The sequence below is a fragment of the Acidovorax sp. Leaf191 genome (genome assembly GCF_001424425.1).
Classification (GTDB): domain Bacteria; phylum Pseudomonadota; class Gammaproteobacteria; order Burkholderiales; family Burkholderiaceae_C; genus Acidovorax.
Genome location: NZ_LMPT01000019.1, coordinates 458,884 through 482,407 on the forward strand (window position 1 = coordinate 458,884; position 23,524 = coordinate 482,407).

Consider the following 23,524-nt stretch of genomic DNA (forward strand, 5'->3'; position numbering starts at 1 on the left):
CTGCAAAGCATTCCGGTTTGCAAAAATAATGACAGGAGATATTGAATGGTGAATATGAACGCTGCGCACAGCCGCCGGCAGTGGCTGGCCGCCGGCGGCCTGCTGCTGGCACAAGCCCATGGCCTGGCCGCACCGCCTGCTGCCCAGGCGCAGGGCGGCACCCGCAAATCGCCGCTGGTCTTTGCCGTGATCACGCCGCGCGGGGCCGATGCCGCGGTGGCTTCGTGGAGTTCATTCATCCAGCGGATTGCGCAGGAACTGGGGCAGCCGATCACCCTGCGCACGTGGGAATCGCCGGACTCCAGCGCCCTGGCGAGCGCATTTGCCAGCGGGGAGATCGACCTCGCCTGGGTGGGCAATTCCACCGCGCTGGCCGTGGTCGAGCGCGGAGTCGGCGAGGTCTTCGCGCAGATGGTGACCGACACCGGCAGCACCGGCTACCACGCCATCATCGTCACCCACAAGGACAGCGGCCTGAAGACTCTGGACGCTGCCCAGCAGCCCGGCAAGGGCCTGATCTTCGCCGACGGCGAAACCAAGAGCTTCTCGGGCCACCTGGTGCCGCTGTACTACGCGTTCGTCAAGCGGGGCATCAACGACCCGGCCAGCCTGTTCAGGGAAGTGCGCCGTGGCAGCCATGTCGAGAACCTCACCCTGGCGGCGCAGCGCAAGGTGGATATCGCCACGGCCAACGACGAAGAGCTGGCCATGTTCAAAGCAAAGAATCCCGCACTGGCCGGCCAGCTCAGCATCTTGTGGACATCGCCGCTGATACCGCAGTCTCCGCTGGTATGGTCCACCGCCCTCCCCCTGGACCTGCGCCGCAGGCTCCAACACATCGTCACCTCGTTCGGCAAGGACAACGCCCTGGACGGGCAGATTCTCAAACAGGTCAACAACCTCTCGGCGTTCAGAAAGTCCAGAAACTCGCAGCTGATCACCGCCGGAGACATCGACATGTTCGTGGCCTGGCAGCAGGTCAACCGCAGCAAGGACCTGTCGGACGCAGACAAGGCGCAGCGCATACGGGCCATCAGCGAGCGGGCCTCGCGGCTGGAACTGCGACTGAAGCTGCCGCCGAGCGTGTCATAGGCACATCGGGGCAACGTGCGCGTGAAGCGCAGGGGTGCGGGGGCGTGGGGGCTTGGGGGCTTGGGGGCGTGGGCGATACCATTGCGGGTTTGCGGCCACGCCCAGCACCTTCTTTCTTCCAAGCCATGACCCACGCCACCGAATTCGCCCCCGGCCTTGTTGTCCAGGGCATCGAGCCCCCGCTGTCCCTGTCGAGCTACAAGCTCATCGCCTTCGACATGGACTCCACCCTCATCAACATCGAATGCGTGGACGAGATCGCCGACGCCGCGGGCCGCAAGGCTGAAGTGGCCGCCATCACCGAAGCCGCGATGCAGGGCGTGATCACCGACTACAAGGAAAGCCTGCGCCAGCGCGTGGCCCTGCTCAAGGGCGTGACGGTGCAGCACATGGAGCAGGTGTTCACCGAGCGCCTGCGCTTCAACCCCGGCGCCAAAGAACTCATCACCGCCGCCAAGGCAGCGGGCCTGACCACGCTGCTGGTCTCCGGCGGCTTCACCTTTTTTGCCGACCGCGTGAAGGCGGGGCTCGGCATCGACTTCGCCCGCTCCAACATGCTGGAAGTGGACGCCGGCCTGCTCACCGGCCGCATGGTGGACCAGCCCTGGGGCGACATCTGCGACGGTGCCGAAAAGCGCCGCACCTTGCTGGAAGTGGCGTCGCTCATGGGCATTGCCCCATCGCAGGCCATTGCCGTGGGTGATGGCGCCAACGACCTGCCCATGATGGGCGCCGCCGGCCTGTCCGTGGCCTACCACGCCAAGCCCGCCGTGCGCGCGCAGGCCAAGGTGGCCATCAACGAGGGCGGGCTCGACCGGCTGCTGGAAGTGCTGCGCTGAGCAACGCCTGCTGAAGGCCCTGGATGGGGGTATGCGACAGCCTGCCGCGGGTGTTTGCAGGGCACCGAAAATACGCTGCAGCCAGGAGCGCCAAACCGCCCCGGTCGCGCTGACGCTGCTGCAGCCTGCCGCTGTGCGCGGCTACTTGTCCTTCTTGGTGCCGGGCGTGAAGAACAGCGCCACGCCCACCGCAATCAGCGCCACCGGCCACCACACCCGCAGCAGCTCGCGCAGGCTGATGCTGATGAGCCCCAGGTTGGTCAGCAGAAAAAACACGCCCAGCACGACCAGAACGATCGCAGCGATATTGCCCTTCATGTGCATTCCCTCGGAGTTGTTGGTGTGGTCTGAGCGCGATTATGGCGGGACTGGAACGCGCAGGGCCTACGGTGCAGGCCGACCTGCGGCGCCGGCGCGCAGCGGCGTGAGCAGATCGGACAGGCCGTTGTGGTCGATCTCGCGCATCAGCGCCAGCAACTGCCCGAGCTCACCCTTGGGAAAGCCCTCGCGCGCAAACCAGTGCAGGTAGTTGCCGGGCAGGTCGGCCAGCAGCGTGCCTTTGTACTTGCCGTAGGGCATCTGCACGGTGACCAGGCGGTGCAGCTTGTCGGGGTCAATGGCCTGCATCGCTCACCTCGTGGGGTTGTTGTGCACGTGTTGCTGCAATCGGCCTCGCGCATTCTGCGCGCCGTGCCAGGAGATATGGGTAGCTTGCCATGAGGGAAGTGAGGCGTTGGTCAGCTTTCAAGATTAACGCCCGCAGGCGAGGAATCTCGCACTTTTGTCGAGAGCGGCAAGGCGGCGCGCGCAAAGAGCTGGCCGCAACGCGTGTGATCAAATAGGCATGGGCTGGAAAATGCTACAAGAAATTCCCCGCCGGTCTATTGCAGCCGACCCTCCGCGTTCTCAGATCTCGCCATGAATACTCCTTCGGACCTCACGCTCTGTGACCAAGAGCCCATTCGCATCCCCGGCGCCATCCAGCCGCATGGCCGTATGCTGGTTCTTGACGGTGAAACGCTGACCCTGCAAGCCTGGAGCGCCAACTGGTTCGATGCAGCTGCCGATGCCCTGACTGCCATGGACCATCAGGCCCTGCATGCCACACCACCCGGCGGCGTGTCCATGCAGGTGGGCGTGCTCCACATCGATGCCCAGATGCACTCCTGCTGGGCGCATCGCAACGCCACACAGCTGATTCTGGAGTGCGAGCCCACCCCTCCACAACAGCGGCCGGAGGAGCCCATCTATGGCGTGGCTCGCGATTTCCTGCCCCGTCTTCAAGAGGCCGACACGGTCCAGGCACTGGCCCAGCTGGCCGCGAAAGAATTGCAGCGCCTGACGGGATTCGGTCGCGCCCTCGTCTACCGGTTCGACGCAGACGGCCATGGCGAGGTGCTGGGTGAGGCCGTAGCGCCGGGGTACGACAGCTATCTGGGGCTGCACTTCCCCGCGACGGACATTCCGCAGCAGGCCCGAGCCCTCTATCTGTCCAACCGGTTCCGGCTGATTCCGGACGCCAACTACCAGGCGGTCCCCCTGCTGGCCGTGCCCGGTGGGCCGACGGCACCCGACATCGATCTGTCCCAAGCGTTCCTTCGCAGCGTGTCGCCCGTGCACCTGGAGTACATGCGCAACATGGGCACCCTGGCGTCGATGTCGGTGTCCATCGTGGTCGACGGCAAGTTGTGGGGCCTGGCCTCGTGCCACGACCACGCGCCCCGGTATCTGGACTCCGGCATGCGCGCGGCCTGCTCGCTGCTCGGCCAGTTTCTGTCGATGCAGATCGATGCGAAACAGGCCACCGCAGAAGTGGCGGCACGGCTGGAGCTGCGCAAGCTGACCCTGCAGCTGGTGGCGCACCTGTCGGACAGCGACGCCAGCCTGCGCCGCATCGTGGACGAGCCGTCGCTCCTGCTGCGCCTGGCCCGTGCCACGGGTGCGGCCGTGGTGCTGGACGACCAGGCCTGGACCGCGGGCGAGACGCCGCCCACCGATGCGTTGCTGGAGCTGGCGAACTGGGTCGCGGGCATGGGCCATGAGGTCTATGAAAGTTCGCAGCTCACCGCCCACTACCCGCAGGCAGCCGAATGGCAGACCACCGCTTCAGGCGTCTTGGCCATTTCCATTTCGCAGGTGCATCGCCACGTCATCTTGTGGTTCAGGCCCGAGCTGGTTCAGACGGTGACGTGGGCGGGCGATCCGCGCAAGAGTCGCCAGCCCGATGCGACAGGGCGGATCCACCCCCGCCACAGCTTTGCAAGCTGGGTGGAGCAAATCGGCGGCCATTGCCTCCCCTGGTCCGCGGCAGAGATCGGCACGGCCGGTGAACTGCGCCAGGCGCTGATCGGGGTCGTGCTGCGCCGCGCAGAGGAGTTGGCCGCCATCGCCAGCGAGCTGGGCCGCGTGAACAAGGAGCTGGAGGCTTTTTCGTACACCGTATCGCACGACCTGCGGGCGCCCATGCGCCATATCGCTGGCTATGTGGACCTGGTGATGGAAACCGAAGGCACGGCGCTCACCGCCCGTGCGCACCGCTACATGGGCCATGTCAAGGATGCGGCGGCATTCGCCGGCCAGTTGGTGGATGCCTTGCTGGATTTTTCCCGCATGGGCCGCACGGCGCTCAAAATCAAGCGGGTGGACTGCAACAGCCTGGTGGAAGGGTTGGTGCGCGAAATCTCCCGGCACGAACGCGATCGGACCATCGAATGGCGTGTGGACCCGCACCTTCCCGTGCTGATGGCCGACCAGCTGCTGCTGCAAGTGGCGGTGCGCAACCTCATGGGCAACGCCGTCAAATACAGCCGCGACAGCAAGCCCTGCGTGGTCACGGTGCGGGCCGTTCGCAACGCCGAAGGACAGGGCCTGGAGGTGCAGGACAACGGCGTCGGCTTTCAGATGCAATATGCAGCCAAACTGTTCCAGGTATTCCAGCGCCTGCACCAGGCCGAAGAGTTCGAGGGCACGGGCATCGGGCTGGCCAACGTGAAACGCATTGTGGAGCGGCACGGGGGCCGCGTGTGGGCCCACAGCGACGTAGGACATGGCGCCACTTTTGGGTTCGAGATCCCCGAGCCCGGGCACAATGCTGCCAATTTTCAATCTGTCGGGAACGAGTCCGATCATGCTTAAGCCGATTCTTCTGGTCGAGGACGACCTGCGCGACCAGGAACTGACGCTCCTGGCCCTGGAGCGAAGCCAGCTGGCCAACGACGTCGTGGTGCTGCGCGATGGCGCCGCAGCGCTCGACTACCTGCGCCGCGAAGGCGAATATGCCGACCGCGCCGAAGGCAACCCGGCGGTGATCCTGCTCGATCTGAAGCTGCCCAAGGTCAACGGACTGGAGGTGCTGGAAGCGGTCCGCCAGAGTCCGGCACTGCGCAGTGTTCCGGTGGTGATGTTGACCTCTTCGCAGGAAGAAAGCGACCTGTTGCGCAGCTACGAACTGGGTGTCAACGCGTACGTGGTCAAGCCTGTCGAATTCAAGCAGTTCGTGTCTGCCATCGCCGATCTGGGCGTGTTTTGGGCAGTGCTCAATGAGCCGCCCCCAGGGTCCCTGCGCACCAACCGCAGGTACGAGTAGATCTTGGGCACCATGGTCCGATCGGAGCACCCGCTGAGGGTCGTGTTGCTGGAGGATTCCGCGTTCGACGCTGAACTGCTCCAGGAATTCTTGCTGGGTATCTACCCCCGCGCCCACATCGAATGGGTTCGCAATGCCCAGGGCTTTGCGGGCGCGCTGGAGCGCGGCGGTTTCGACGTCATCCTGTCCGACCACGAACTGGGCGGCTTTACCGGCACCGAGGCGCTGGACCTGGCCCGCGAGCGGATGCCGCTGGTTCCCTTCATTTTTGTATCCGGGGTGATCGGCGAGGACAACGCGGTAGAACTGCTCAAGCGCGGCGCGACCGACTATGTGAGCAAGTCGAGGTTGCCAAGGCTCGCGTCCGTATTGGGCCGCGCGCTGCGCGAGGTGGCAGAGCGGTCAGCCCGCATCGCGGCAGTGGCCGAGATGCAGACCGCCAAGGAAGAAGCCGAACGGTTGACGGTGGAGCTGGCCCAGCGCGTGCGCGAAGTGGAAACAGGGCAGGCGCGGCTGCGGGCCGCCACCGATGCTGGCGAGCTGGGCGTATGGCAACTGGACCTGGCGCGGCAAGAGCTCATGGCCTCAGGCCACTGCAAGGCCAACTTCGGCCGCGACGAATCCCTGCCGTTCACCTACGCCGAACTGCTGGACGCCGTGCATCCCGATGACCTGGCGCGCATGCAAGCCTCGGTCGCCCACACGATCGCGACCGGCGAGGACTACCGCATCGAGTACCGGATCGTGCGGCCGGATGGCCAGCTGGCGTGGGTGCGGATCATGGGCCGCCTGGAGCGTGATGCGCAGGGCCAACCCGCCTACATGGCCGGCATCTCGCAGGAGATCACCGACATCGTGCTGGCCGGCCGGCGTGCGCAGCTGATGGAGCTTCTGGAACGCGATGTCTATGGCGTCCCGCACGAGCCGCATGAAATCGCCTACCGCGCCGCCGAGGCCCTGGGCCGGGTGCTGGACGTGAGCCGTGCTGGCTACGGCTTGATCGACCGCGAGGCAGAGACGATCACCATCGACCGCGACTGGAACGCGCCGGGCATTGAGACCTTGGCAGGCACGCTTCATTTTCGGGACTTCGGCAGCTACATCGAAGACCTCAAGCGGGGCGAGACGGTGGTATTTGCCGATGCCCGCACCGACCCGCGCACGCGCGATACGGCCGATGCGCTGATCGCCATCAGTGCGCAGTCGGTCATCAACATGCCGGTGAATGAGGAAGGCGGCTTGGTGGCATTGCTGTACCTGAACCATGCCACCTTGCGGCATTGGACGGCGGACGAAATGAGCCTCATCCGCGAGGTGGCGCACAGAACCCGCCACGCGGTGGAGCGCCGGCGCGCCGAACAAAACCTGCATGCGCTGGCGAACTCGCTCGAACGCAAGGTCAAGGAGCGCACCGCTGAACTCATGCGGACCGAAGCCGCACTGCGGCAGTCCCAGAAGATGGAAGCCGTGGGCCAGCTGACCGGCGGCCTGGCGCATGATTTCAACAACCTGCTCGGTGCGATCTCGGGCAGCCTGGAGCTGCTCAAACGGCAGGCTGGCAAGGAATCTCCGTCCTTGCGCTACATCGAGATGGGCCAGACCGCGACCAAACGGGCAGCCGCGCTCACGCACCGTCTGTTGGCCTTCTCCCGCCAGCAGACGCTCGAGCCCAAGGTCGTGCAGGTCAATCAATTGATCGGCGGGTTCGAGGACCTCATTCGCCGCTCCATAGGACCGCAGGTTGCGCTGGAAGTGCTTGCCGGGACCGGCGTGTGGCCGGTGCTCGCCGACCCCGGACAGCTCGAAAATGCGCTGCTGAACCTGTGCATCAATGCCCGCGATGCCATGCCCGACGGCGGCCGCCTGGTGGTGGAGACCACCAACCGGTCCATCGATGAACGCACCGCCAGCGACGAAGGCATGCGGCCGGGCCAGTACGTGTCGATTGCCGTGACCGACGACGGTACCGGCATGCCTGCCGAAGTGATCGCCCGCGCGTTCGACCCCTTTTTCACGACGAAACCCCTTGGAATGGGGACCGGCCTGGGTCTTTCCATGGTCTACGGCTTCGCGCGCCAGTCAGGGGGGCAGGCCAGGATCCACTCGGAAGTGGGCGCAGGCACCACCGTGTGCATCTTCTTGCCGCGGCACCTGGGTGAAGACACTGTCCGCAATGAGCACACCGCGCAGGCGCCACCGCTCGGCAACACCGGGCTGGGCGAGACCATTCTGGTGGTCGACGATGAAGCCTCGGTCCGCGCGTTGATGGCGGAGGTCCTGCGTGAGATGGGCTACCGCGTGCTGGAGGCAGAGGACGGGCTTGGCGCGGTCGAGCTGCTGCAGCACGACCCCTCCGTGACGCTGCTCGTCACCGACGTGGGCTTGCCCGGCGGAATGAATGGCCGCCAGGTGGCCGATGCGGCCCGCACGACGCATCCGGCGCTCAAGGTGCTGTTCGTGACCGGGTATGCCGAAAATGCGGTGCTCAGCCACGGACACCTGCCCACCGGCATGCAGGTGCTGACCAAGCCTTTCGAGTTGCATGTGTTCGGCCAGAAGGTGCAGACGCTGGTCAAGGCTGCGTTCTAGTCGCCGCGCCCCGTCGCCCCCGCCGACCCGGCGGTCGGCGGGGCGGCCTTAACCGCCCGCGCGCTTGACCTTGTGGCCCAGCTTCTGCAGCGCGGCCATCACGCGGTCCACATGGTCGCCCTGCACTTCGATCACGCCGTCCTTCACCGTGCCGCCGCTGCCGCAGGCGGCCTTGAGCTGCTTGCCCAGCTGCTCCAGCGCGGCGTCGTCCACCAGCACACCCTTGACCAATGTCACGGCCTTGCCGCCGCGGCCCTTGGTCTCGCGCGACACGCGCACGATGCCGTCGCCCGTAGGCAGCGGCTTGTTCTGGTGGCAGACGCACTGCGCCACAGGCTGGCGGCAGCCCGGGCACATGCGCCCCGCGTCGGTGGAGTACACCAGCCCGCCCAGGTCCGCGAACGACTTCATCGCTTGTGCTCCACTTCGTTCTGCAGCATGTGAAAGTCCAGCAGGCGCGTGGCCAGCAGCGTTTCGGTCAGAAAGCACACGAGCGCGAGCAGGAATGAGGCCACCCCTGCCAGGAAGCCCGCCACCGCCAGCCGGTTGGACTGGAAGTTCGTCGTCTCGCCCAGGAACAGCAAGATGATGGTGATGCCGATCAGGAAAGCGCAGAACGTGAGCAGCCCGATGCAGCCATTGGCCAGCCGCCCGCGCAGCCGCAGGTCGGCCAGTTCCTTGTAGGCACGGGACAGGAATTCGGGCTCGGTGTTGGCGCGTGCGCGGTCTTCCACCACACGCGCCCGGTCGATGATGCGGGCCAGGCGGCCGGCCACGGCGCCGATCATCCCGGAGACGGCGGTGAGCAGGAACACCGGCGCCACCGCGAGCTGGATGCCATGGGTGATGTTGGACGGATCGAGGGTCAGGGCCATGGTTGCGAAGAAGAAATGACGAAAAAGCAGGCGGCCTGATTATCGGTGCCACCGCCCGCAGCCGGGCAGCCCCTGTGCCGCCGCCGCAACTGCGGCGACAATGGCGCCTTCCCTTCCTCCACGCGCAGCGCCCTTCGGCCCCTTCCGGATGTGCCTTGAGTGCGCCCGCCCTGCCCCCTGCCCATGCCCTTTGCTTCCCTCGGCCTGTCCCCGGCCCTCGTCCATGCCGCCACCCAGCTGGGGTTCACTGCGCCCACGCCCATCCAGGCCGAGGCCATACCGGCCATTTTGCAAGGCTCGGACGTGCTGGGCGCCGCGCAGACCGGCTCGGGCAAGACCGCCGCCTTTGCCCTGCCTCTGCTGCAGCTGCTGCCCCTGAGCGCCACCTCCGGGCCGCGCCGCGTGCGCGCCCTGGTGCTGGTGCCCACGCGCGAGCTGGCCGCGCAGGTGGGCGAGGTGCTGCGCAGCCTGGCCCAGCACCTGCAGCAGCCGCTGAAGGTGGCGATCGTGTTCGGCGGGGTGTCGATCAACCCCCAGATGCTGGGCCTGCGCGGCGGCGCCGACATCGTGGTGGCCACGCCCGGGCGCCTGCTGGACCTGGTGGAGCACAACGCGCTGCGCCTGTCCGCCGTGGCGCACCTGGTGCTGGACGAAGCCGACCGCCTGCTGGACCTGGGCTTTGCCGAAGAACTGCAACGCGTGCTGGCGCTGCTGCCCGGGCAGCGGCAGAACCTGTTTTTCTCGGCCACCTTCCCGGCCGCGGTCCAGGCGCTGGCCGATGCACTGCTCAAGAGCCCCGTGCGGGTCGAAGTACCCCACACGCCGGGCAACGAGCCTTCCATCGAGCAGCGCGCCATTGCGGTGGATGCTGCCCGCCGCACCCAGCTGCTGCGCCACCTGGTCAAGGAGCACGGCTGGTCGCGCGTGCTGGTGTTCGTGGCCACGCAGTACGCGGCCGAGCATGTGGCTGAAAAGCTCTACAAGGCCGGCATCTTCGCCTCGCCGTTCCATGGCGGGCTGAGCCAGGGCGCCCGCAACCAAGTGCTGCAGGAGTTCAAGGATGAACGCTGGCAGGTAGTGGTGACCACCGACCTGGCCGCACGCGGCATCGATATTGCGCAACTGCCCGCGGTGGTCAACTACGACCTGCCGCGCTCGGCCGTGGACTATGTGCACCGCATCGGCCGCACGGGCCGCGCGGGCGAAAGCGGCGTGGCCGTGAGCTTTGTGACGGCCGAGGCCGAGGCGCACTTCCGGCTGATCGAAAAGCGCCAGCACCTGGCCCTGCCGCTGGAGCAGATCGCAGGCTTCGAGCGCACCGAAACGGCCCCGGCGGCTGCGCCCGATGCGCAGTCACCCGCCGGCACGGGCGGCATCAAGGGCAGGCGCCCGAGCAAGAAGGACAAGCTGCGGGCCGCTGCAGCAACGGCCGCAGCCGCTGGCGCAGAACCAGAGCCCGGAAAGGGATAGACCCCGGCAGCAACAAAAAAGCGCCGGGGCATGCCTCCAGCGCTTCATGGTCTGACCTCGTCACCCAGCGACCGGGCCGCCCCGCTGTCACCGGGCCGGCTGGGTCAGGCCTCTTCGTCGTCCATCCCCTCATCGCCCTCGCCGTGAGGCTCTGCGCCTGCGGGCCGCGCCTTGCGCTGGCCGGGCTTGGCGAAGATCTCGACGTAGAACTGCGGGCCACCCTCGGCCGCCACCGCATTGATGCGCTCGGTCAGCGCGGACAGGTGCACCACCTCGGCCGCGTCCTGGGTGCTGCCGAAGCGGCAATCGAAGTCCCAGTAGTCGGCGCCTGGGGGCAGATCGCGGCGGCGTTCGCGCTTGATGTACTTGCGGATTTCGTGTTTGACGGCGTCCAGGATGCGGTCCGGATGCTTGCCTTCGGCGTGGAGTTGGAAAGTTTTTCTCATGGGTGATGGTAGCGCCCCTGACATTCACCCCATTCCCACACCAAAAAGCAGGTGCCACAATGGGGCACAACCTCCGGTGACAACCACACCCATGCACCACCCCATCGATCTGCTGCAAGCGCTTCCGGCGGCGGTACTGGTCACCCAGGACGGGGCCGTCCGTTTTGCCAATGCGGCGGGTGCGCAGCTGCTGGGGTTCGACAGCCCGGAGCTGCTGGTCGGCCGGGTGCTCGCCGAGTTCGTGCACCCGCTGGACCAGCGCCGCTCCAACCGGCGCGTGCGGCAGGTGGCGGGGGCCGAGCAGGCCCGCCGGCCCAACAAATCCTCCGAATTCCGCGTGCGCACGCAGCAGGGCCAGCTGCGCATGGTGCTGGTGAGCAGCGTCGCCATCGACTGGGAGGGCGCGCCCGCCGTGCTGATGACCGGCCTGGACATGACGCACCAGAGCGAGATCGAGGCCGAGCTGCGCGAGAGCGAGCAGAGCTATCGCCGCCTGTTCGAGAACATGCAGGACGTGTACTACCGCACCAATGCGCAGGGCGTGGTGCAGCACGTGGGCCCGGCCGTGCGGCGCGTGCTGGGCTACGAGCCGCACGAGATCGAGGGCCGCACGGCCGAGTCGTACTACCCGCAAAGCTCCGACCGCGATGCGTTCAAGGCGGCCATCCTCGCGCAGGGCGAGGTCTCGGACTTCCCCGGCCAGATGGTGCGCCGCGACGGCCAGGTGATCGACATCTCCATCAGCAGCCACGCGCTGTACGACCACGCCGGCCATTTTGCGGGTGTGGAGGGCATCTACCGCGACGTGACGCAGCGCAAGAACCTGGAGCGCGAGCTGCAGCGCCTGGCCACCACCGACATGCTGACCGGCATGGCCAACCGGCGCGCGTTCCTGGAATGCGCCGAGTCGGTGTACGCGCATTCGCTGCGCAATGGCGAGCCCATCACCCTGCTGATGCTGGACCTGGACCACTTCAAGTCCATCAACGACCGCTTCGGCCACCTGGAGGGCGACCGCGCCCTGGCGGCGTTTGCCCAGGCCGTCAAAAGCCAGCTGCGCGCGAGCGACGTCGTGGGCCGCCTGGGCGGCGAGGAATTCGGCGTGCTGTTGCCGCTCACCGCCATCGACGAGGGGCTGGAGGTGGCCACGCGCATCCTCGCCAGCATCCGGGCGCTGCAACTGAGCGACGATGCAGGCCAGCCCTACGGCATCACCGCCAGCATGGGCCTGGGGGCCTTTCGGCAGACCGACCGCAGCCTGCGCGATGCGCTCGACCGTGCGGACCAGGCGCTGTACCTGGCCAAGCACCGGGGGCGCAACCAGATCGCATCGCTGGAGCCCACCGGTCCGCAGCCAGAAACGCCGGGCCACTGACCGCCCCCCCTGCCCGCGCGGCCATCGCCGCCGGGCCACGGCGGGCCCCGGTCAGATCCGCATCCGCTCCTGCTGCAGGTTCCACAGGCAGGCCGCGATGCGCAGCAGCATCTCCATCACGTGCTCGGCGCCGCCGTGCGACAGCTCCAGGTCGTCGATGATCATGGCCAGTTGCGCGATGGCGTCTTCGGGCGTGGCCGCGCCGCCCGTGTGGGCGATCTCTGCAATGGCGATGAGGACGTCCGTCCGGTTCATGGGGATGGGCACGGGGTGGTCGGCGCGGGAGCTCACCGGGGCGCCATGGACAGCCGGGGCTGTACTGCGGTGTCCGCGCCGGCCAGGCGCAGCGGCTCGTCGCCGGCCGCCGCGGCCTGCGGGCCCAGCTGAAACTGGCGGATCACATCCAGCAGGCGCCGGGCCTGGTTCTTCATGCCGGTGGAGGCCGACGAGCTGTCGTCCACCAGCGCCGCATTCTGCTGCGTGGCCACATCGAGCTGGCGCACGGCCTCGCCGATCTGCGCGATGCCGCGCGCCTGCTCCTGGCCCGCGCCCTGGATCTCGCTGATCAGCTCCACCACCTGGTCCACATGGCGCACGGTGTTGGCCACGCGCTCGCCCGCCTGGCCGACCAGGGTGGAGCCGCGCTCCACACCCCGCACGCTGGCGGTGATGAGGCCGCGGATCTCACGCGCCGCGGTGCTGCTGCGCTGCGACAGACCCCGCACCTCGCCCGCCACCACCGCAAAGCCGCGCCCCTGCTCGCCCGCCCGGGCCGCCTCCACCGCGGCATTCAGCGCCAGCAGGTTGGTCTGGAAGGCGATGTCGTCGATGACCTTGATGATGTCGTTGATCTTGCGCGACTGGGCGTTGATCTCCTGCATGGTGGCGATGACGTCCTGCATCACGCTGCCGCCTTCGTTGGCGACCTTGCTGGCCTCTTGCGCCAAGCGCGTGGCGCGGCCTGCGTTGTCGGTGTTGTGCTGCACGGTGGCGGTCAGCTGTTCCATCGATGCGGCCGTCTCCTGCAGGCTCGATGCCTGCACCTCGGTGCGGCGGGCCAGGTCTTCGGCACCGCCCGCGATCTGCACCGCGTCGCGCGCCACGGTCTCGGTGCTGTCGCGCACCTCGGTGATCACGCGCACCAGCTGGCCGTTCATCTCGCGCAGGGCGCCCAGCAGCTCGGCGGTCTCGTCGGTGCCGCGCACCTCGATGCGCGCGCTCAGGTCGCCCCCGGCCACCGTGCGCGCCACGGCCACGGCCTGCTGCAGCGGCCGCGAGATGGACCGGGTGATGACCACCGCCATCGCCGCACCTGCCAGCAGCGCCAGCGCGGTGGCCGCCAGCATCCACACATGGATGGTCTCGCTCATGGCGCGTGCGGCGCCGAATTCATCGGCCGCCACGCGCACCTGCAGTTCCACCAGCCGCTGCACGGCGTCCTGCACCTTGGCGGCGTGGGGCCGGATCTGGTTGATGTACAGCTCGGAGCCGTCGTCGTACTTGCCGCCCACCAGCGCGGCGGCGGCGGGGATCAGCCCCTGGTCGAGGTAGGTGGCATTGGCCTGTGCGAACGCGCGGGCCAGTGCGTCTTCTTCGGCACCGAGCGGCTGGGCGGTGTAGGTCTTCCACAGCGTGCGGATGCGCTCCACGTTCGCCGTGAGCGCCGCGTGGGTGGCCTGGTTGGCAGTGCCCGGGTCCATGAGCATGTCCATCACCAGCACGCGGTTGCGCTGCGTGAGGTGGCTGATATCCGCCAGCACGCCCAGCGGCACCGTGCGGTCGCCATACAGCGCCGCGCTGCGCTCGGTCAGGCGCTTGGCGCCGCTGATGCCGCCTGCGGCCAGTGCCGATAGCAAGAGCAAAAGCACCGCGAACGCCAAGGCCAGGCGGGTGCCGATTTTCATGGTCTGGAGCATGTGAACTTTCTGGTCGACCCGGCGGAGTGGCAGCCTTGGGAAGCGGCTACCTGTGCGACATATCCGCCGGTGTTCAGATACTATTTGTTTCAAGTGACAAAATCATGACTTGGTATTCATTCGTTCCTTGATAATACATTCACGATCATTTCATTATCTTGAAATTGATTATCTGCAACAAAGCAATGCACCGTACCTGGCATCTACGTCCAAATCGCATGACTGCACAGGCAGCGGTTCCATCGCCAACGCACGGCCAGCACCGCACTCCACGATAATTCGCACTCACTGAAAATACCCGGGCACCATGGAAATCGAATTCAAGTTCTGCATTCCCCCAGCGCAATTGGCCGCCGTCACCGCCGCCGTTCGCCGCAGCCGGCACACGCCCATTCGCATGGAGGCGCGCTATTTCGACACGCCCGATGCCGCCCTGTCGTCCCGCGGCATCGCGCTGCGCCTGCGGCGGGAAGGCGACCGCTGGGTGCAGACCGTGAAGGCCCTGGGCGAGGGCCCGCTGGACCGCCACGAGCACAACGTGGAGCGCGGCGCGGCCAGCCCGGCTGGCGCACCCGCGCTGCAGCCCGACCTGCATGCGGGATCGCCGGCCGGAGACATCCTGATGCGCGCGCTGCAGGGTGCGGCCGGCCCCCTGGCAGAGACCTACGGCACCGAGATGGACCGCATCACCCGCGACATCCGCTTTGCCGGGGGCATGGCCGAGCTGGCGCTCGACACCGGCCGCGTGGTGGCCCGCCGCGGCACCCCGCAGCAGCAGGAGGCCCGCATCTGCGAGCTGGAGCTCGAACTCAAAAGCGGCCCCGTGGCCGGCCTGGCCCGGCTGGCCGACACCTGGGCACGCCAGCACGGCCTGGTGCTGAGCACCATTTCCAAGGCTGAACGCGGGGAGCGGCTGCTGGCCCCGCAGTGGGTGCGCCCGGCGGTGTCGGCCCGCCCGCTGCGCGCGGCCAGCGCCGCGCCGTTGTTTCTGGATGCGGCCCACCTGCAGCGCACCGTGCTGTCCCACTGCCTGGTGCAGATCCTGGCCAATGCCAGCGAAATCGTCGAAACCACGCTGCCCACCACCGACCTGGCCGAGCATGTCCACCAGCTGCGCATCGGCATCCGCCGCCTGCGCACCGCGCTGCGCGAGCTGGACGCCCTGGCCCCCGGGCGCTTCGCCCCGCACTGGGAGCCTGCGCTGCGGGACGTTTTTCAGCGCCTGGGCAGCCTGCGCGACCGCGAGCAAATCCTGCGCGCCATCAACGCAGAACTGCGCGATGCGGGCGCACCGGCCTCGCTGCTGATGCCGCTGGGCGACGCCCCAGGCCATGCCGCGGCGGACATTGTGCGCACGCCGGCCTTTCAGTCCGCGCTGGTCGAGCTCATGGGCTTCACCGCCGACAAGGCGGAGCCCACCGACGGCGCACAGGCCCTGCCCCCGAAGGACGTGCGCCGCACACTCCAGAAGAAGCTGCAATCGCTGCGCACCCAGGTGCTCGCCGACGGGCGCCGCATCGACACGCTGGCCGCGCCCGCGCAGCACCGCCTGCGCAAACGCTTGAAGCGCCTGCGCTACCTGGCGGAGTTTCTGGAGCCCGCCTTCGATGGCGACGAGGGCGATGCCTTTCTGCAGAGCTTGCGCCCCGCCCTGGCCGCGCTGGGCCGGCTGCACGATGAACGCGTGGCCAGCGACCTGTACACCGAGATCGCCACCCGGGACGCCCGCGCCTGGTTCGGCGTGGGCTGGCTGGCCGCCCGCCTCCCGCGCACCACCACGGCCAGCCGCAAGGCGCTGGCGCGTATTGGCGAGGTGCCGCGCCTGCACAAGCCCAAGGCCCCTAAGGTCCCGAAGGCAGCAAAGGCAGCAAAGGCGCGCAGGCCCTGACCCCGCCGCCGGGCACCGGGCACAATCCCCAGCATGACGGCCCCCACCCCACCCCGGCGCGCAGTCGCGCACGGGCAGACCCAGACCCCTTCCCCCAACACCCCCACCACCGCCGACACCGCCCCCCACGGCCGCGCGCACCCATCGCACCACCAGGCCATCCCCGGCAAGGAGCAGATCGCCCTGCTCGACGCCTTCGAGCGGCTGGGCATGGACAGCATCACGCTGGTGCGCACGCCGGAGCAGGCCGACCGCGCGCGCGACGCGCTGTGCGCCGCCACGGCCTGGGGGTTCGACACCGAATCCAAGCCCACCTTCGTGCAGGGGGAGGCGTCGGACGGCCCGCACATCGTGCAGCTGGCCACGCTGGACCACGCCTGGGTGTTTCAGTTGCAGGATGCCGGATGCCGCGCGCGCGTGGCCGAACTGCTGGCCCTGCGCGGCGTGACCAAGGCAGGCTTCGGGCTGGGGGACGACACCAAGCGCATCAAGGCCAAGCTGGGCGTGGAGCCCGCCGATGTGCTGGAGCTCAACACCGTGTTCCGCCAACGCGGCTACCGCAAGGACATGGGCGTGAAGGCCGCCGTGGCCGTGCTGTTCAACCGGCGCTTTCTCAAATCCAAGAAGGCCGCGACGTCCAACTGGGCCAACGACCGGCTGACCGAAGCGCAGGTGCTCTACGCCGCCAACGACGCCTGGGCAGCGCTGCGGGTGTTCCATGCGCTGCAGGTGCCTGCCGCACCTGCTGCGTAAGGCGCGGTCGATTCAATTGCTATAAAAACAATAGCTTCTAGCGCTTGACTATCAAGCGGTAGGGCCTTTTTTATATCAAATCCGCTGCCTGAATCGCTCGCGGCGTCACCTACTGGTGCAGCGTGGTGTGGTGTGTGCCGCGCCCATCACAACCGCGCAGCCAGCCGCGCCGCCTGGTCGATGGCGCGCTTGGCATCCAGCTCCCCCGCCTCCAGCGCGCCGCCGATCAGGTGCGGCTTGCGGCCCTGGGCCTCCAGCGCCTGCGCGAGGCTGGCCAGCGGCACCTGGCCCGCGCACAGCACCACGGTGTCGCAGGCGATCCAGGTGGGGTCCTCGCGCTTCTCGCCGTACGACACCAGCAGGCCTTCGTCGGCAATGCGCTCGTAGTTCACGCCACCCACCATCTGCACGTCCTTCATCTTGAGCACCGTGCGGTGGATCCAGCCCGTGGTCTTGCCCAGGCCGCCACCGAGCTTGCCCTTCTTGCGCTGCAGCAGCGTCACCTGGCGCGCCGGCGGCGTGGCGTGCGGCCCGGCGGGTACCAGGCCACCGCGCGCTGCGGCCGGGTCGGTGATGCCCCATTCGGCCTGCCACGCGCTCACGTCGAGCGTGGTGGATGGGTGCTCGCCGTGGGTCAGAAACTCGGCCACGTCAAAGCCGATGCCGCCCGCGCCGATGATGGCCACGCGCTCGCCCACCGGCTTGCGGTGCCGCAGCACGTCGATGTAGCTCAGCACCTTGGGGTGGTCCTGTCCGGGGATCTGCGGGTCGCGCGGCAGCACGCCCGTGGCCACCACCACCTCGTCGAAGCCGGCCAGGTCCGCCGCCTCCACCACGCGGTTCAGGTGCAACTGCACGCCGGTGTCCTCCACCCGCGCGGTCAGGTAGCGCAGCATTTCGTGGAACTCCTCCTTGCCCGGGATCACCTTGGCCATGTTGAGCTGGCCGCCGATGGCGGGCGCCGCGTCGAACAGGTGCACCTCGTGCCCCCGCTCGGCCGCCACCGTGGCCGCCGTCAGGCCCGCAGGCCCGGCGCCCACCACGGCGATGCGCTTGCGGGCCGACGGTGTGGCGATGGGGCGGTAGACCAGTTCGGTCTCGTGGCAGGCGCGCGGGTTGACCAGGCAGCTGCTGGTCTTGTTCTGGAACACATGGTCCAGGCAGGCCTGGTTGCAGGCGATGCAGGTGTTGATGCGGTCGGCCCGGCCCTGGGCGGCCTTCTTCACAAAGGCGGCGTCGGCCAGCAGCGGGCGGGCCATCGACACCATGTCGGCGCAGCCGTCGGCCAGCACGGCTTCAGCCACCTCGGGCGTGTTGATGCGGTTGGAGGTGACCAGCGGCGTGGCAATGCCTGCCGCCGCGAACTCGGCCTTCATCTTCTGCGTGACCCAGGCAAACGCCGCGCGCGGTACGCTGGTGGCAATGGTGGGCACCCGCGCCTCGTGCCAGCCGATGCCGGTGTTGACGATGTTCGCACCGCCCGTGGCCACGGCCTTGCCCAGGGTGACGATCTCGTCCCAGCTGCTGCCGCCGGGCACCAGGTCGATCATCGACAGGCGGTAGATGATGATGAAGTCCGGCCCCACGGCCTCGCGCATGCGGGCCAGAATCTCTACCGGCAGGCGCATGCGATGGCTGTAGTCGCCGCCCCAGGCGTCCTGGCGCAGGTTGGTGGTCTGCGACAGGAACTGGTTGATGAAGTAGCCCTCCGAGCCCATCACCTCCACGCCGTCGTAGCCCGCCTCGCGCGCCTTCACGGCGCAGTTGACGAACGCGCGGATCTGGCGCTCCACCCCGCGGGCCGACAGTGCGAACGGCGTGAACGGCGAAATGGGCGACTGCAGGCGCGAGGGCGCCACCGCCAGCGGGTGGTAGGCGTAGCGGCCCGTGTGCAGGATCTGCAGCGCGATCTTGCCGCCCGCCTCGTGCACGGCCCGCGTGACCACCTGGTGGCGCCGCGCCGCGCCCGACGTGGACAACGTACCCGCAAAAGGCTTGGCCCAGCCCGCGATGTTGGGCGCAAAACCGCCGGTCACGATCAGGCCCACATCGCCCTCGGCCCGCTCGCGGAAGTACGCCGCCATGCGCGACAGGTCGCGCCCGTCCTCCAGCCCCGTGTGCATGGAGCCCATGAGCACGCGGTTCTTGAGCGTGGTGAAGCCCAGATCCAGTGGCGCGAGCAGGTGCGGGTACAAGGCTGCGCCGGGCGTGGCGGCGGCGGCTGCAGGGAAGGCTGTGGGAGCGGCGGAAGAAGACTGCATGGGCACCATCGTGGACTAGAAATATTTTCTAGAACTTTATTCTAGAATTACATGCCATGGCAAGCCGCACTTCCCCCAACCCGCCCGCCCCTCCGACCGAAGCCACCGCAGACCGCCGCCAGGACATCCTGAACGCCGCCCTCGCCTGCGCGGCCGAAGGCGGCGTGGACGCCGTCACCATCGACGGCGTGCGGGCCCGCTGCGGGGCCAGCGTGGGCAGCATTTATCACCACTTCGGCAACCGCGACGGCATCGTGGCGGCGCTGTTCTTCGACATCTTTCACGACCAGTCGCGCAGCGTGCAGGCGCAGCTCGATGCCTCGCGCGGCGTGGAAGCTGGCGTGCGCGCCCTGGTCACCGGGTACCTCGACTGGGTGGTGGCGCAGCCCGAGCGGGCGCGCTTCTTGTTCCAGGCCCGGGGCGCCGTGGCGGCGGGCCCGCGCTCGCCCGACCTGGCCGAGGCGGCCCGCCGCCGCAACCAGGCGCTGGTGGCCTGGTTCGAGCCGCAGCGCCGCGCCGGTGCGGTGCTGGACTTGCCGTGCGAGCTGATGCCCTCGCTGGTGATGGGGCCGGTGCAGAGCTATTGCCGGGCCTGGCTCTCGGACCGCGCCGGGCCGGGCACGCTGCCGTCGCCCGAAACCTACCGCAGCGAGCTGGCCGCGGCAGCGTGGCGCTCGGTCAAGGCGTGACAGCGCGGCCCTCGCGGCTGTTGCGACTGCCGGTCAGCCCGCTGCGCCCGCCTTGCGGCGCCAGGCCCAATGCACAGCCCCGGCCAGCAATGCTCCCGCCGGGCCGATGATGACAAGGTTCCACAGCGGCATGAACAGCAGGCCGAGCGCGGCGGTGGAGCCCGCCGGGGCCACGAAGACGCTGTAGTGCATGTACAGGTCTGCCACCAGGCACGCGGCAGCCGCCCCCAGGGCCCACGCCGCCCAGCGGCCCCGTGCCAGCCAGGCAGAGATGGCGTACGGCGCGCACGAGAAGACCCACAGGCCGATGAGAAATGCGCTGGCACCCGCGCCCTCCTCGCCGCCCGCTGCCTTGAACACTACCGTGTAGAGGTGCAGCGCGGCGCCTGCGCCGCACAGGGCCAGGGCCGATTGGGTGAGCGTGGAGGATGGCATGGGCAGCCTTTCGACGCGGAGCGCGGTGTACGGCGGGGTGGGCCTTTTATCGTCAATAGTGCGGCGGCAGCTCGTCGCGCGGGTTGCGCGGCGCCGCGGCGCCACCGCCCTCCGGCGCTTGCTGGCGCAGCTGGATCACCTCGCGCGCCAGCCGGTCGATCAGCTCTTGCTGGCGGTAGATGGTCATGTTGAGCTGGTCCAGCAGGTCTTCGGTGAAGCTGGCCTTGATCTCCAGGCTCTCCAGCCGCTCGATGATTCGCCGCTGCTCAGGACTGGGCTCAGAGGTAGATTCCATAGGTTTCCAATACAACCGTGAACTTATTGGTGGGCACTGCCCTGCCAGCAACCGCCGCGCAAGGGCCGCCCCGCCGCGCTGGCGGTGTCCCCCTTCCCGAATTGCAAAGCAATTCGAGAGAAGGGGGAAGGCGCGAAGCGACTCAGGGGGTTGTCACTGCTTGCCCCAGGCGGGCGACGCCTTCGCGGATCTTCTCCACATCGGCGGTCGCGAACGACAGGCGCAGCGTGGCGTGGTCGGGGTTGGCGCAGAAGAACGGCGTGCCGGGCACGAAGGCCACGCCCTTTTCGATGGCGCGCTTGGCCAGCACATTGCCGTCGGCCACCTTGCCGCCCGCGCCGGTCAGGCGCGCCCACACGAACAGGCCGCCCTGGGGCTGCACGAACTCGATGGCGTCGCCCAGGTCCTTGCGCAGCGCATCGCCCATGGCCTGAGCACGCTCGGCGTACACCTTGCGCACGTTGGCCAGCGTGGCAGGCATGCGGCCGGCCTTGAGGTACTGGGCGGCCGTGGCCTGGGCGAAGGTGCTGGTGTGCGCATCGCTGAACTGCTTGCACATGGTGGCTTTGGCCAGCAGCTCGGCCGGGGCGATCATCCAGCCCACGCGCAGGCCGGGCGACAGCACCTTGCTCAAACTGCCGCAGTGCACCAGCAGCTCGCGGCTGCCGGGCACGCTGGCCGACAGGTTGAGCAGGCTGGGGGGTGGCGCGTCGCCAAAATACAGGTCGCCGTAGGGGTCGTCCTCGACGATCAGGGTGTTGTGCTTCACGGCCATCTCCAGCACGGCCTTGCGGCGCTCGGCGCTCAGCATCACGCCGCTGGGGTTGCCGAAGGTGGGGATGAGGTAGACGAACTTGGGCTTGTGCTCGGCGATCAGCTTTTCCAGCTCGTCGGTCTTCACGCCGTTGGCGTCGATGGGTGCGCTGATGAGTTCGGCGCCGTACAGGCGAAAGCACTGGATGGTGGCCAGGAAGGTCGGGCCTTCCACGATGACCTTGTCGCCGGGGCTGATGAGCGTCTTGCCCAGCAGGTCCAGCGCCTGCTGGCTGCCGGTGGTGACGATGAGGTTGTCGGCCGCGACCGCCGTGGCACCCTTGGATGCCATGAAGGCGGCCAGTTGCTCGCGCAGCGGGTTGTAGCCCTCGGTGGCGCCGTACTGCAGCGCGGCGCCGGGTTCTTCGGCCAGCGCGGCGTTGCTGGCAGCGCGGATGCCATCCACGTCGAACATCGCGCTGTCCGGGAAGCCACCCGCAAAGCTGATGATGCCGGGCTTGCCCAGCAGCTTGAAAAGCTCGCGGATGGCGGAGGTTTCTACATTGTTCAGGCGGTCGGCGAATTGCATGGCGTCAACAAGGTGGGTGGCGAAGAATCTGCCATTGTCGCCAATTGCCGAGCAGGTTTCCTGCGACGGGCAAGGTGTTTACGATGCAAGGCGCCGCGTTGTCGGCCATCACCCGACTGAAAGACCTGCCCCATGCCCCTCGAAATCCGCCAATTGCCCCGCATGCGCCTGGCCTACATGCGCCAGACCGGCCCCTACGGCCCGTCGCTCACGCACCTGTGGGACCGCTTTGGCCGGTGGTGCCAGGCCCATGGCCTGGCCGAGCCGCGCCCCAAGTACTACGGGATCAGCCTGGACAACCCCGCCTGCACCCCGCCCGAGCAGTGCCGCTACGACGCCTGCGTGCAGGTGGGCGTGGGCTTGCGCACGGGCACCGAGGCGATGGTGCAGGACTTTGCGGGCGGCGACTACGCCTGCCTGCAGTTCGTGGGCACCGGGCCCGAGATCGGCGCGGCCTGGGCGGGCATGATGGCGCCGGGGCAGATCCCCGCGGGCTGGGAGGTGGCCGCGCGGCCCGCCGTCGAGGTGTATGACGAGCACTTTGCCGTCAACCCCGCCACCGGTGCGTTTCCGTGCTGGCTGTGTCTGGCGGTGCAGCGCACGGCCTGAGCGCCCCCCGCATCGCCTTCTTGATCAATCGACGCGGATGTCCGCCCGCGCCGCCACGGCGCGCATCAGCGGCAGTTCGCGCTCGATGCGGGCGCGCAGCGCGTCGCCGTTGCCCCAGGCCGGGGTCATGCCGATGTCCACCAGCTTCTTCTTGAATTCGGCGGACGCCATGGTGTCCGCCAGGGCCTTCTCCAGCTTTTTCTGCACCGGTGCGGGCAGGCCGGCGGGCGCGACGAACGCGAACCACGAGCCCATGTCGAAGCCCGGGTAGCCGCTCTCGGCCACCGTGGGCACGTTGGGCAGCAATGCCAGGCGCTGCGGGCTCAGCACGGCGATGGGCTTGATCTTGCCGGCCTTGATGAGCGGTGTGGAGGCCACCACCGTGTCCACCGCCAGCTGCACCTGCCCGCCCATCAGCGCAGTCAGGTTGGGCGAGCTGCCGTTGAAGGGCACGTGCAGCATCGGAAAGCCCGCGGTGGCCTTGAGCATCTCGGCGCCGAAGTGCACCGACGAGCCCGTGCCGTAGGACCCGTACGAGAACTTGTCCGGCGCGGCCTTGGCCTGCGCCACGATGTCCTTGAGCGTGCTGCCCTGCACATCGTTGTGGGCCACCAGCAGCAGCCCCATGTCGGCCACCAGGCCGATGGGCGTGAAGCTGCGCACCGGGTCGTACGGCAGGTTGGTGCGGATGGCGGGGTTCATGGTGAGCGTGGTGTTGGCGCCCAGCAGCAGGGTGTAGCCGTCGGCCGGTGCCTTGGCCACCAGCGACGCAGCCACCACCGTGCCCGCGCCCGGCCTGTTTTCGACCACCATCGGCTGGCCCAGCCGCTCGCCCATCGCCGTGGCCAGCAGGCGCCCCAGGATGTCCGTGGCGCCGCCTGGCGCGAACGGGACGACCAGCTTCACGGGCCGGTCGGGATAGGTCTGCTGCGCCCAGGACACGGCGGGCGCCGCCAGCACGAAGGCGCTGGCCAGGAGACACGATACGAAGCGGGAGCGCGGCAGGGACATGGTGGGTTCTCCGGTCAAAAAAGCGGCAAGGGCAGGATGGCGGTAAGGGCGGG

At 68.2% G+C, this 23,524-nt stretch carries 23 protein-coding genes; 11 read left to right on the forward strand and 12 right to left on the reverse strand.

The annotated features are described in order from the left end of the window. The first annotated feature begins 45 nt into the window (after positions 1–45). Together phnD and serB are read left to right on the forward strand one after the other, a co-directional pair. On the forward strand, positions 46–1,092 hold the full coding sequence (gene phnD / locus ASG27_RS16115; protein WP_056418440.1) for a phosphate/phosphite/phosphonate ABC transporter substrate-binding protein: 1,047 nt from the start codon (positions 46–48) through the stop codon (positions 1,090–1,092). 125 nt (positions 1,093–1,217) lie between these two features. Further along, positions 1,218–1,931 carry a phosphoserine phosphatase SerB gene (gene serB, locus ASG27_RS16120; RefSeq protein WP_056418443.1) on the forward strand — a complete coding sequence of 238 codons (714 nt, stop codon included), beginning with the start codon at positions 1,218–1,220 and terminating at the stop codon, positions 1,929–1,931. Positions 1,932–2,072: 141 nt separating this feature from the next. Here serB and ASG27_RS27315 read toward each other — a convergent pair whose 3' ends face one another. Both ASG27_RS27315 and ASG27_RS16130 read right to left on the reverse strand, forming a co-directional pair. Continuing rightward, positions 2,073–2,249, reverse strand: a complete 177-nt coding sequence (locus ASG27_RS27315) for a LiaI-LiaF-like domain-containing protein (RefSeq protein ID WP_200912439.1) — start codon at positions 2,247–2,249, stop codon at positions 2,073–2,075. Positions 2,250–2,315: 66 nt separating this feature from the next. Then, the gene (locus ASG27_RS16130; RefSeq protein ID WP_056170603.1) at positions 2,316–2,549 is read right to left on the reverse strand and encodes a DUF3820 family protein; all 234 of its coding nucleotides are present in this window, start codon (positions 2,547–2,549) and stop codon (positions 2,316–2,318) included. Positions 2,550–2,849: 300 nt separating this feature from the next. Between ASG27_RS16130 and ASG27_RS16135 the strand changes: the two genes are divergently transcribed. From ASG27_RS16135 to ASG27_RS16145, 3 genes are read left to right on the forward strand one after another with little or no spacing between them, the layout of a single operon-like run. After that, on the forward strand, positions 2,850–5,066 hold the full coding sequence (locus tag ASG27_RS16135) for an ATP-binding protein (RefSeq protein WP_056418446.1): 2,217 nt from the start codon (positions 2,850–2,852) through the stop codon (positions 5,064–5,066). Continuing rightward, positions 5,059–5,517, forward strand: a complete 459-nt coding sequence (locus tag ASG27_RS16140) for a response regulator (RefSeq protein ID WP_056169456.1) — start codon at positions 5,059–5,061, stop codon at positions 5,515–5,517. Before ASG27_RS16135 ends, ASG27_RS16140 begins: the two co-directional genes overlap by 8 nt. A gap of 12 nt (positions 5,518–5,529) precedes the next feature. Next, positions 5,530–8,106, forward strand: coding sequence for a response regulator (locus ASG27_RS16145; protein ID WP_156370786.1), 2,577 nt, complete (start codon positions 5,530–5,532; stop codon positions 8,104–8,106). A 48-nt stretch (positions 8,107–8,154) separates the two neighbouring features. On the opposite strand, the gene ASG27_RS16150 is transcribed toward ASG27_RS16145, so the two are convergent. Further along, positions 8,155–8,517: a translation initiation factor Sui1 gene (locus ASG27_RS16150; RefSeq protein WP_056418447.1), complete on the reverse strand. Its 363-nt coding sequence runs from the start codon at positions 8,515–8,517 to the stop codon at positions 8,155–8,157. Continuing rightward, positions 8,514–8,981, reverse strand: coding sequence for a DUF2721 domain-containing protein (locus ASG27_RS16155; RefSeq protein WP_056418450.1), 468 nt, complete (start codon positions 8,979–8,981; stop codon positions 8,514–8,516). The genes ASG27_RS16150 and ASG27_RS16155 overlap by 4 nt, the downstream gene beginning before the upstream one ends. A gap of 183 nt (positions 8,982–9,164) precedes the next feature. Between ASG27_RS16155 and ASG27_RS16160 the strand changes: the two genes are divergently transcribed. Then, positions 9,165–10,451 carry a DEAD/DEAH box helicase gene (locus tag ASG27_RS16160; RefSeq protein ID WP_056418453.1) on the forward strand — a complete coding sequence of 429 codons (1,287 nt, stop codon included), beginning with the start codon at positions 9,165–9,167 and terminating at the stop codon, positions 10,449–10,451. Positions 10,452–10,555: 104 nt separating this feature from the next. Here ASG27_RS16160 and ASG27_RS16165 read toward each other — a convergent pair whose 3' ends face one another. Then, positions 10,556–10,897: a DUF6172 family protein gene (locus ASG27_RS16165; RefSeq protein WP_056418456.1), complete on the reverse strand. Its 342-nt coding sequence runs from the start codon at positions 10,895–10,897 to the stop codon at positions 10,556–10,558. 91 nt (positions 10,898–10,988) lie between these two features. Here ASG27_RS16165 and ASG27_RS16170 point away from each other — a divergent pair, with 91 nt between their 5' ends. After that, positions 10,989–12,272 (forward strand): sensor domain-containing diguanylate cyclase, encoded by a 1,284-nt coding sequence (locus ASG27_RS16170; protein WP_056418459.1) that lies wholly within the window; start codon positions 10,989–10,991, stop codon positions 12,270–12,272. 51 nt (positions 12,273–12,323) lie between these two features. Here the strand turns inward: ASG27_RS16170 and ASG27_RS16175 are convergent, their stop codons facing one another. Then, positions 12,324–12,527: a hypothetical protein gene (locus ASG27_RS16175; protein WP_056170610.1), complete on the reverse strand. Its 204-nt coding sequence runs from the start codon at positions 12,525–12,527 to the stop codon at positions 12,324–12,326. A gap of 32 nt (positions 12,528–12,559) precedes the next feature. Then, complete coding sequence (locus ASG27_RS16180; protein ID WP_235504059.1) at positions 12,560–14,176, reverse strand: methyl-accepting chemotaxis protein; 1,617 nt, start codon at positions 14,174–14,176, stop codon at positions 12,560–12,562. A 319-nt stretch (positions 14,177–14,495) separates the two neighbouring features. Here ASG27_RS16180 and ASG27_RS16185 point away from each other — a divergent pair, with 319 nt between their 5' ends. Beyond that, complete coding sequence (locus tag ASG27_RS16185; protein WP_056418461.1) at positions 14,496–16,076, forward strand: CYTH and CHAD domain-containing protein; 1,581 nt, start codon at positions 14,496–14,498, stop codon at positions 16,074–16,076. A 33-nt stretch (positions 16,077–16,109) separates the two neighbouring features. Continuing rightward, positions 16,110–16,829 (forward strand): 3'-5' exonuclease, encoded by a 720-nt coding sequence (locus ASG27_RS16190; protein ID WP_082486013.1) that lies wholly within the window; start codon positions 16,110–16,112, stop codon positions 16,827–16,829. Positions 16,830–16,975: 146 nt separating this feature from the next. On the opposite strand, the gene ASG27_RS16195 is transcribed toward ASG27_RS16190, so the two are convergent. After that, the gene (locus ASG27_RS16195) at positions 16,976–19,090 is read right to left on the reverse strand and encodes an NADPH-dependent 2,4-dienoyl-CoA reductase (RefSeq protein ID WP_056419119.1); all 2,115 of its coding nucleotides are present in this window, start codon (positions 19,088–19,090) and stop codon (positions 16,976–16,978) included. A gap of 56 nt (positions 19,091–19,146) precedes the next feature. Between ASG27_RS16195 and ASG27_RS16200 the strand changes: the two genes are divergently transcribed. Next, positions 19,147–19,779 (forward strand): TetR/AcrR family transcriptional regulator, encoded by a 633-nt coding sequence (locus tag ASG27_RS16200; protein ID WP_056418464.1) that lies wholly within the window; start codon positions 19,147–19,149, stop codon positions 19,777–19,779. A 33-nt stretch (positions 19,780–19,812) separates the two neighbouring features. On the opposite strand, the gene ASG27_RS16205 is transcribed toward ASG27_RS16200, so the two are convergent. From ASG27_RS16205 to ASG27_RS16215, 3 genes are all read right to left on the reverse strand, one after another. Then, complete coding sequence (locus ASG27_RS16205) at positions 19,813–20,214, reverse strand: hypothetical protein (RefSeq protein WP_056169476.1); 402 nt, start codon at positions 20,212–20,214, stop codon at positions 19,813–19,815. A gap of 52 nt (positions 20,215–20,266) precedes the next feature. Further along, positions 20,267–20,509, reverse strand: coding sequence for a SlyX family protein (locus tag ASG27_RS16210; protein WP_056418468.1), 243 nt, complete (start codon positions 20,507–20,509; stop codon positions 20,267–20,269). A 142-nt stretch (positions 20,510–20,651) separates the two neighbouring features. Next, positions 20,652–21,851 carry an aminotransferase-like domain-containing protein gene (locus ASG27_RS16215; protein ID WP_056418471.1) on the reverse strand — a complete coding sequence of 400 codons (1,200 nt, stop codon included), beginning with the start codon at positions 21,849–21,851 and terminating at the stop codon, positions 20,652–20,654. A gap of 132 nt (positions 21,852–21,983) precedes the next feature. Here ASG27_RS16215 and ASG27_RS16220 point away from each other — a divergent pair, with 132 nt between their 5' ends. After that, positions 21,984–22,460: an AraC family transcriptional regulator gene (locus ASG27_RS16220; protein WP_056418473.1), complete on the forward strand. Its 477-nt coding sequence runs from the start codon at positions 21,984–21,986 to the stop codon at positions 22,458–22,460. A gap of 24 nt (positions 22,461–22,484) precedes the next feature. Here ASG27_RS16220 and ASG27_RS16225 read toward each other — a convergent pair whose 3' ends face one another. After that, positions 22,485–23,471, reverse strand: a complete 987-nt coding sequence (locus ASG27_RS16225) for a Bug family tripartite tricarboxylate transporter substrate binding protein (protein WP_056418476.1) — start codon at positions 23,469–23,471, stop codon at positions 22,485–22,487. Positions 23,472–23,524 lie beyond the last annotated feature (53 nt).

Coding starts and splice junctions, on each gene's coding strand:
- ASG27_RS16180 (WP_235504059.1), bottom strand. CDS start 14,176: ATGAAAATCGGCACCCGCCTGGCCTTGGCGTTCGCGGTGCTTTTGCTC.
- ASG27_RS27315 (WP_200912439.1), bottom strand. CDS start 2,249: ATGAAGGGCAATATCGCTGCGATCGTTCTGGTCGTGCTGGGCGTGTTT.
- ASG27_RS16155 (WP_056418450.1), bottom strand. CDS start 8,981: ATGGCCCTGACCCTCGATCCGTCCAACATCACCCATGGCATCCAGCTC.
- ASG27_RS16205 (WP_056169476.1), bottom strand. CDS start 20,214: ATGCCATCCTCCACGCTCACCCAATCGGCCCTGGCCCTGTGCGGCGCA.
- ASG27_RS16165 (WP_056418456.1), bottom strand. CDS start 10,897: ATGAGAAAAACTTTCCAACTCCACGCCGAAGGCAAGCATCCGGACCGC.
- ASG27_RS16200 (WP_056418464.1), top strand. CDS start 19,147: ATGGCAAGCCGCACTTCCCCCAACCCGCCCGCCCCTCCGACCGAAGCC.
- ASG27_RS16215 (WP_056418471.1), bottom strand. CDS start 21,851: ATGCAATTCGCCGACCGCCTGAACAATGTAGAAACCTCCGCCATCCGC.
- ASG27_RS16190 (WP_082486013.1), top strand. CDS start 16,110: ATGACGGCCCCCACCCCACCCCGGCGCGCAGTCGCGCACGGGCAGACC.
- ASG27_RS16150 (WP_056418447.1), bottom strand. CDS start 8,517: ATGAAGTCGTTCGCGGACCTGGGCGGGCTGGTGTACTCCACCGACGCG.
- ASG27_RS16135 (WP_056418446.1), top strand. CDS start 2,850: ATGAATACTCCTTCGGACCTCACGCTCTGTGACCAAGAGCCCATTCGC.
- phnD (WP_056418440.1), top strand. CDS start 46: ATGGTGAATATGAACGCTGCGCACAGCCGCCGGCAGTGGCTGGCCGCC.
- ASG27_RS16140 (WP_056169456.1), top strand. CDS start 5,059: ATGCTTAAGCCGATTCTTCTGGTCGAGGACGACCTGCGCGACCAGGAA.
- ASG27_RS16160 (WP_056418453.1), top strand. CDS start 9,165: ATGCCCTTTGCTTCCCTCGGCCTGTCCCCGGCCCTCGTCCATGCCGCC.
- ASG27_RS16185 (WP_056418461.1), top strand. CDS start 14,496: ATGGAAATCGAATTCAAGTTCTGCATTCCCCCAGCGCAATTGGCCGCC.
- ASG27_RS16175 (WP_056170610.1), bottom strand. CDS start 12,527: ATGAACCGGACGGACGTCCTCATCGCCATTGCAGAGATCGCCCACACG.
- ASG27_RS16210 (WP_056418468.1), bottom strand. CDS start 20,509: ATGGAATCTACCTCTGAGCCCAGTCCTGAGCAGCGGCGAATCATCGAG.
- serB (WP_056418443.1), top strand. CDS start 1,218: ATGACCCACGCCACCGAATTCGCCCCCGGCCTTGTTGTCCAGGGCATC.
- ASG27_RS16225 (WP_056418476.1), bottom strand. CDS start 23,471: ATGTCCCTGCCGCGCTCCCGCTTCGTATCGTGTCTCCTGGCCAGCGCC.
- ASG27_RS16170 (WP_056418459.1), top strand. CDS start 10,989: ATGCACCACCCCATCGATCTGCTGCAAGCGCTTCCGGCGGCGGTACTG.
- ASG27_RS16145 (WP_156370786.1), top strand. CDS start 5,530: ATGGTCCGATCGGAGCACCCGCTGAGGGTCGTGTTGCTGGAGGATTCC.
- ASG27_RS16220 (WP_056418473.1), top strand. CDS start 21,984: ATGCCCCTCGAAATCCGCCAATTGCCCCGCATGCGCCTGGCCTACATG.
- ASG27_RS16195 (WP_056419119.1), bottom strand. CDS start 19,090: ATGCAGTCTTCTTCCGCCGCTCCCACAGCCTTCCCTGCAGCCGCCGCC.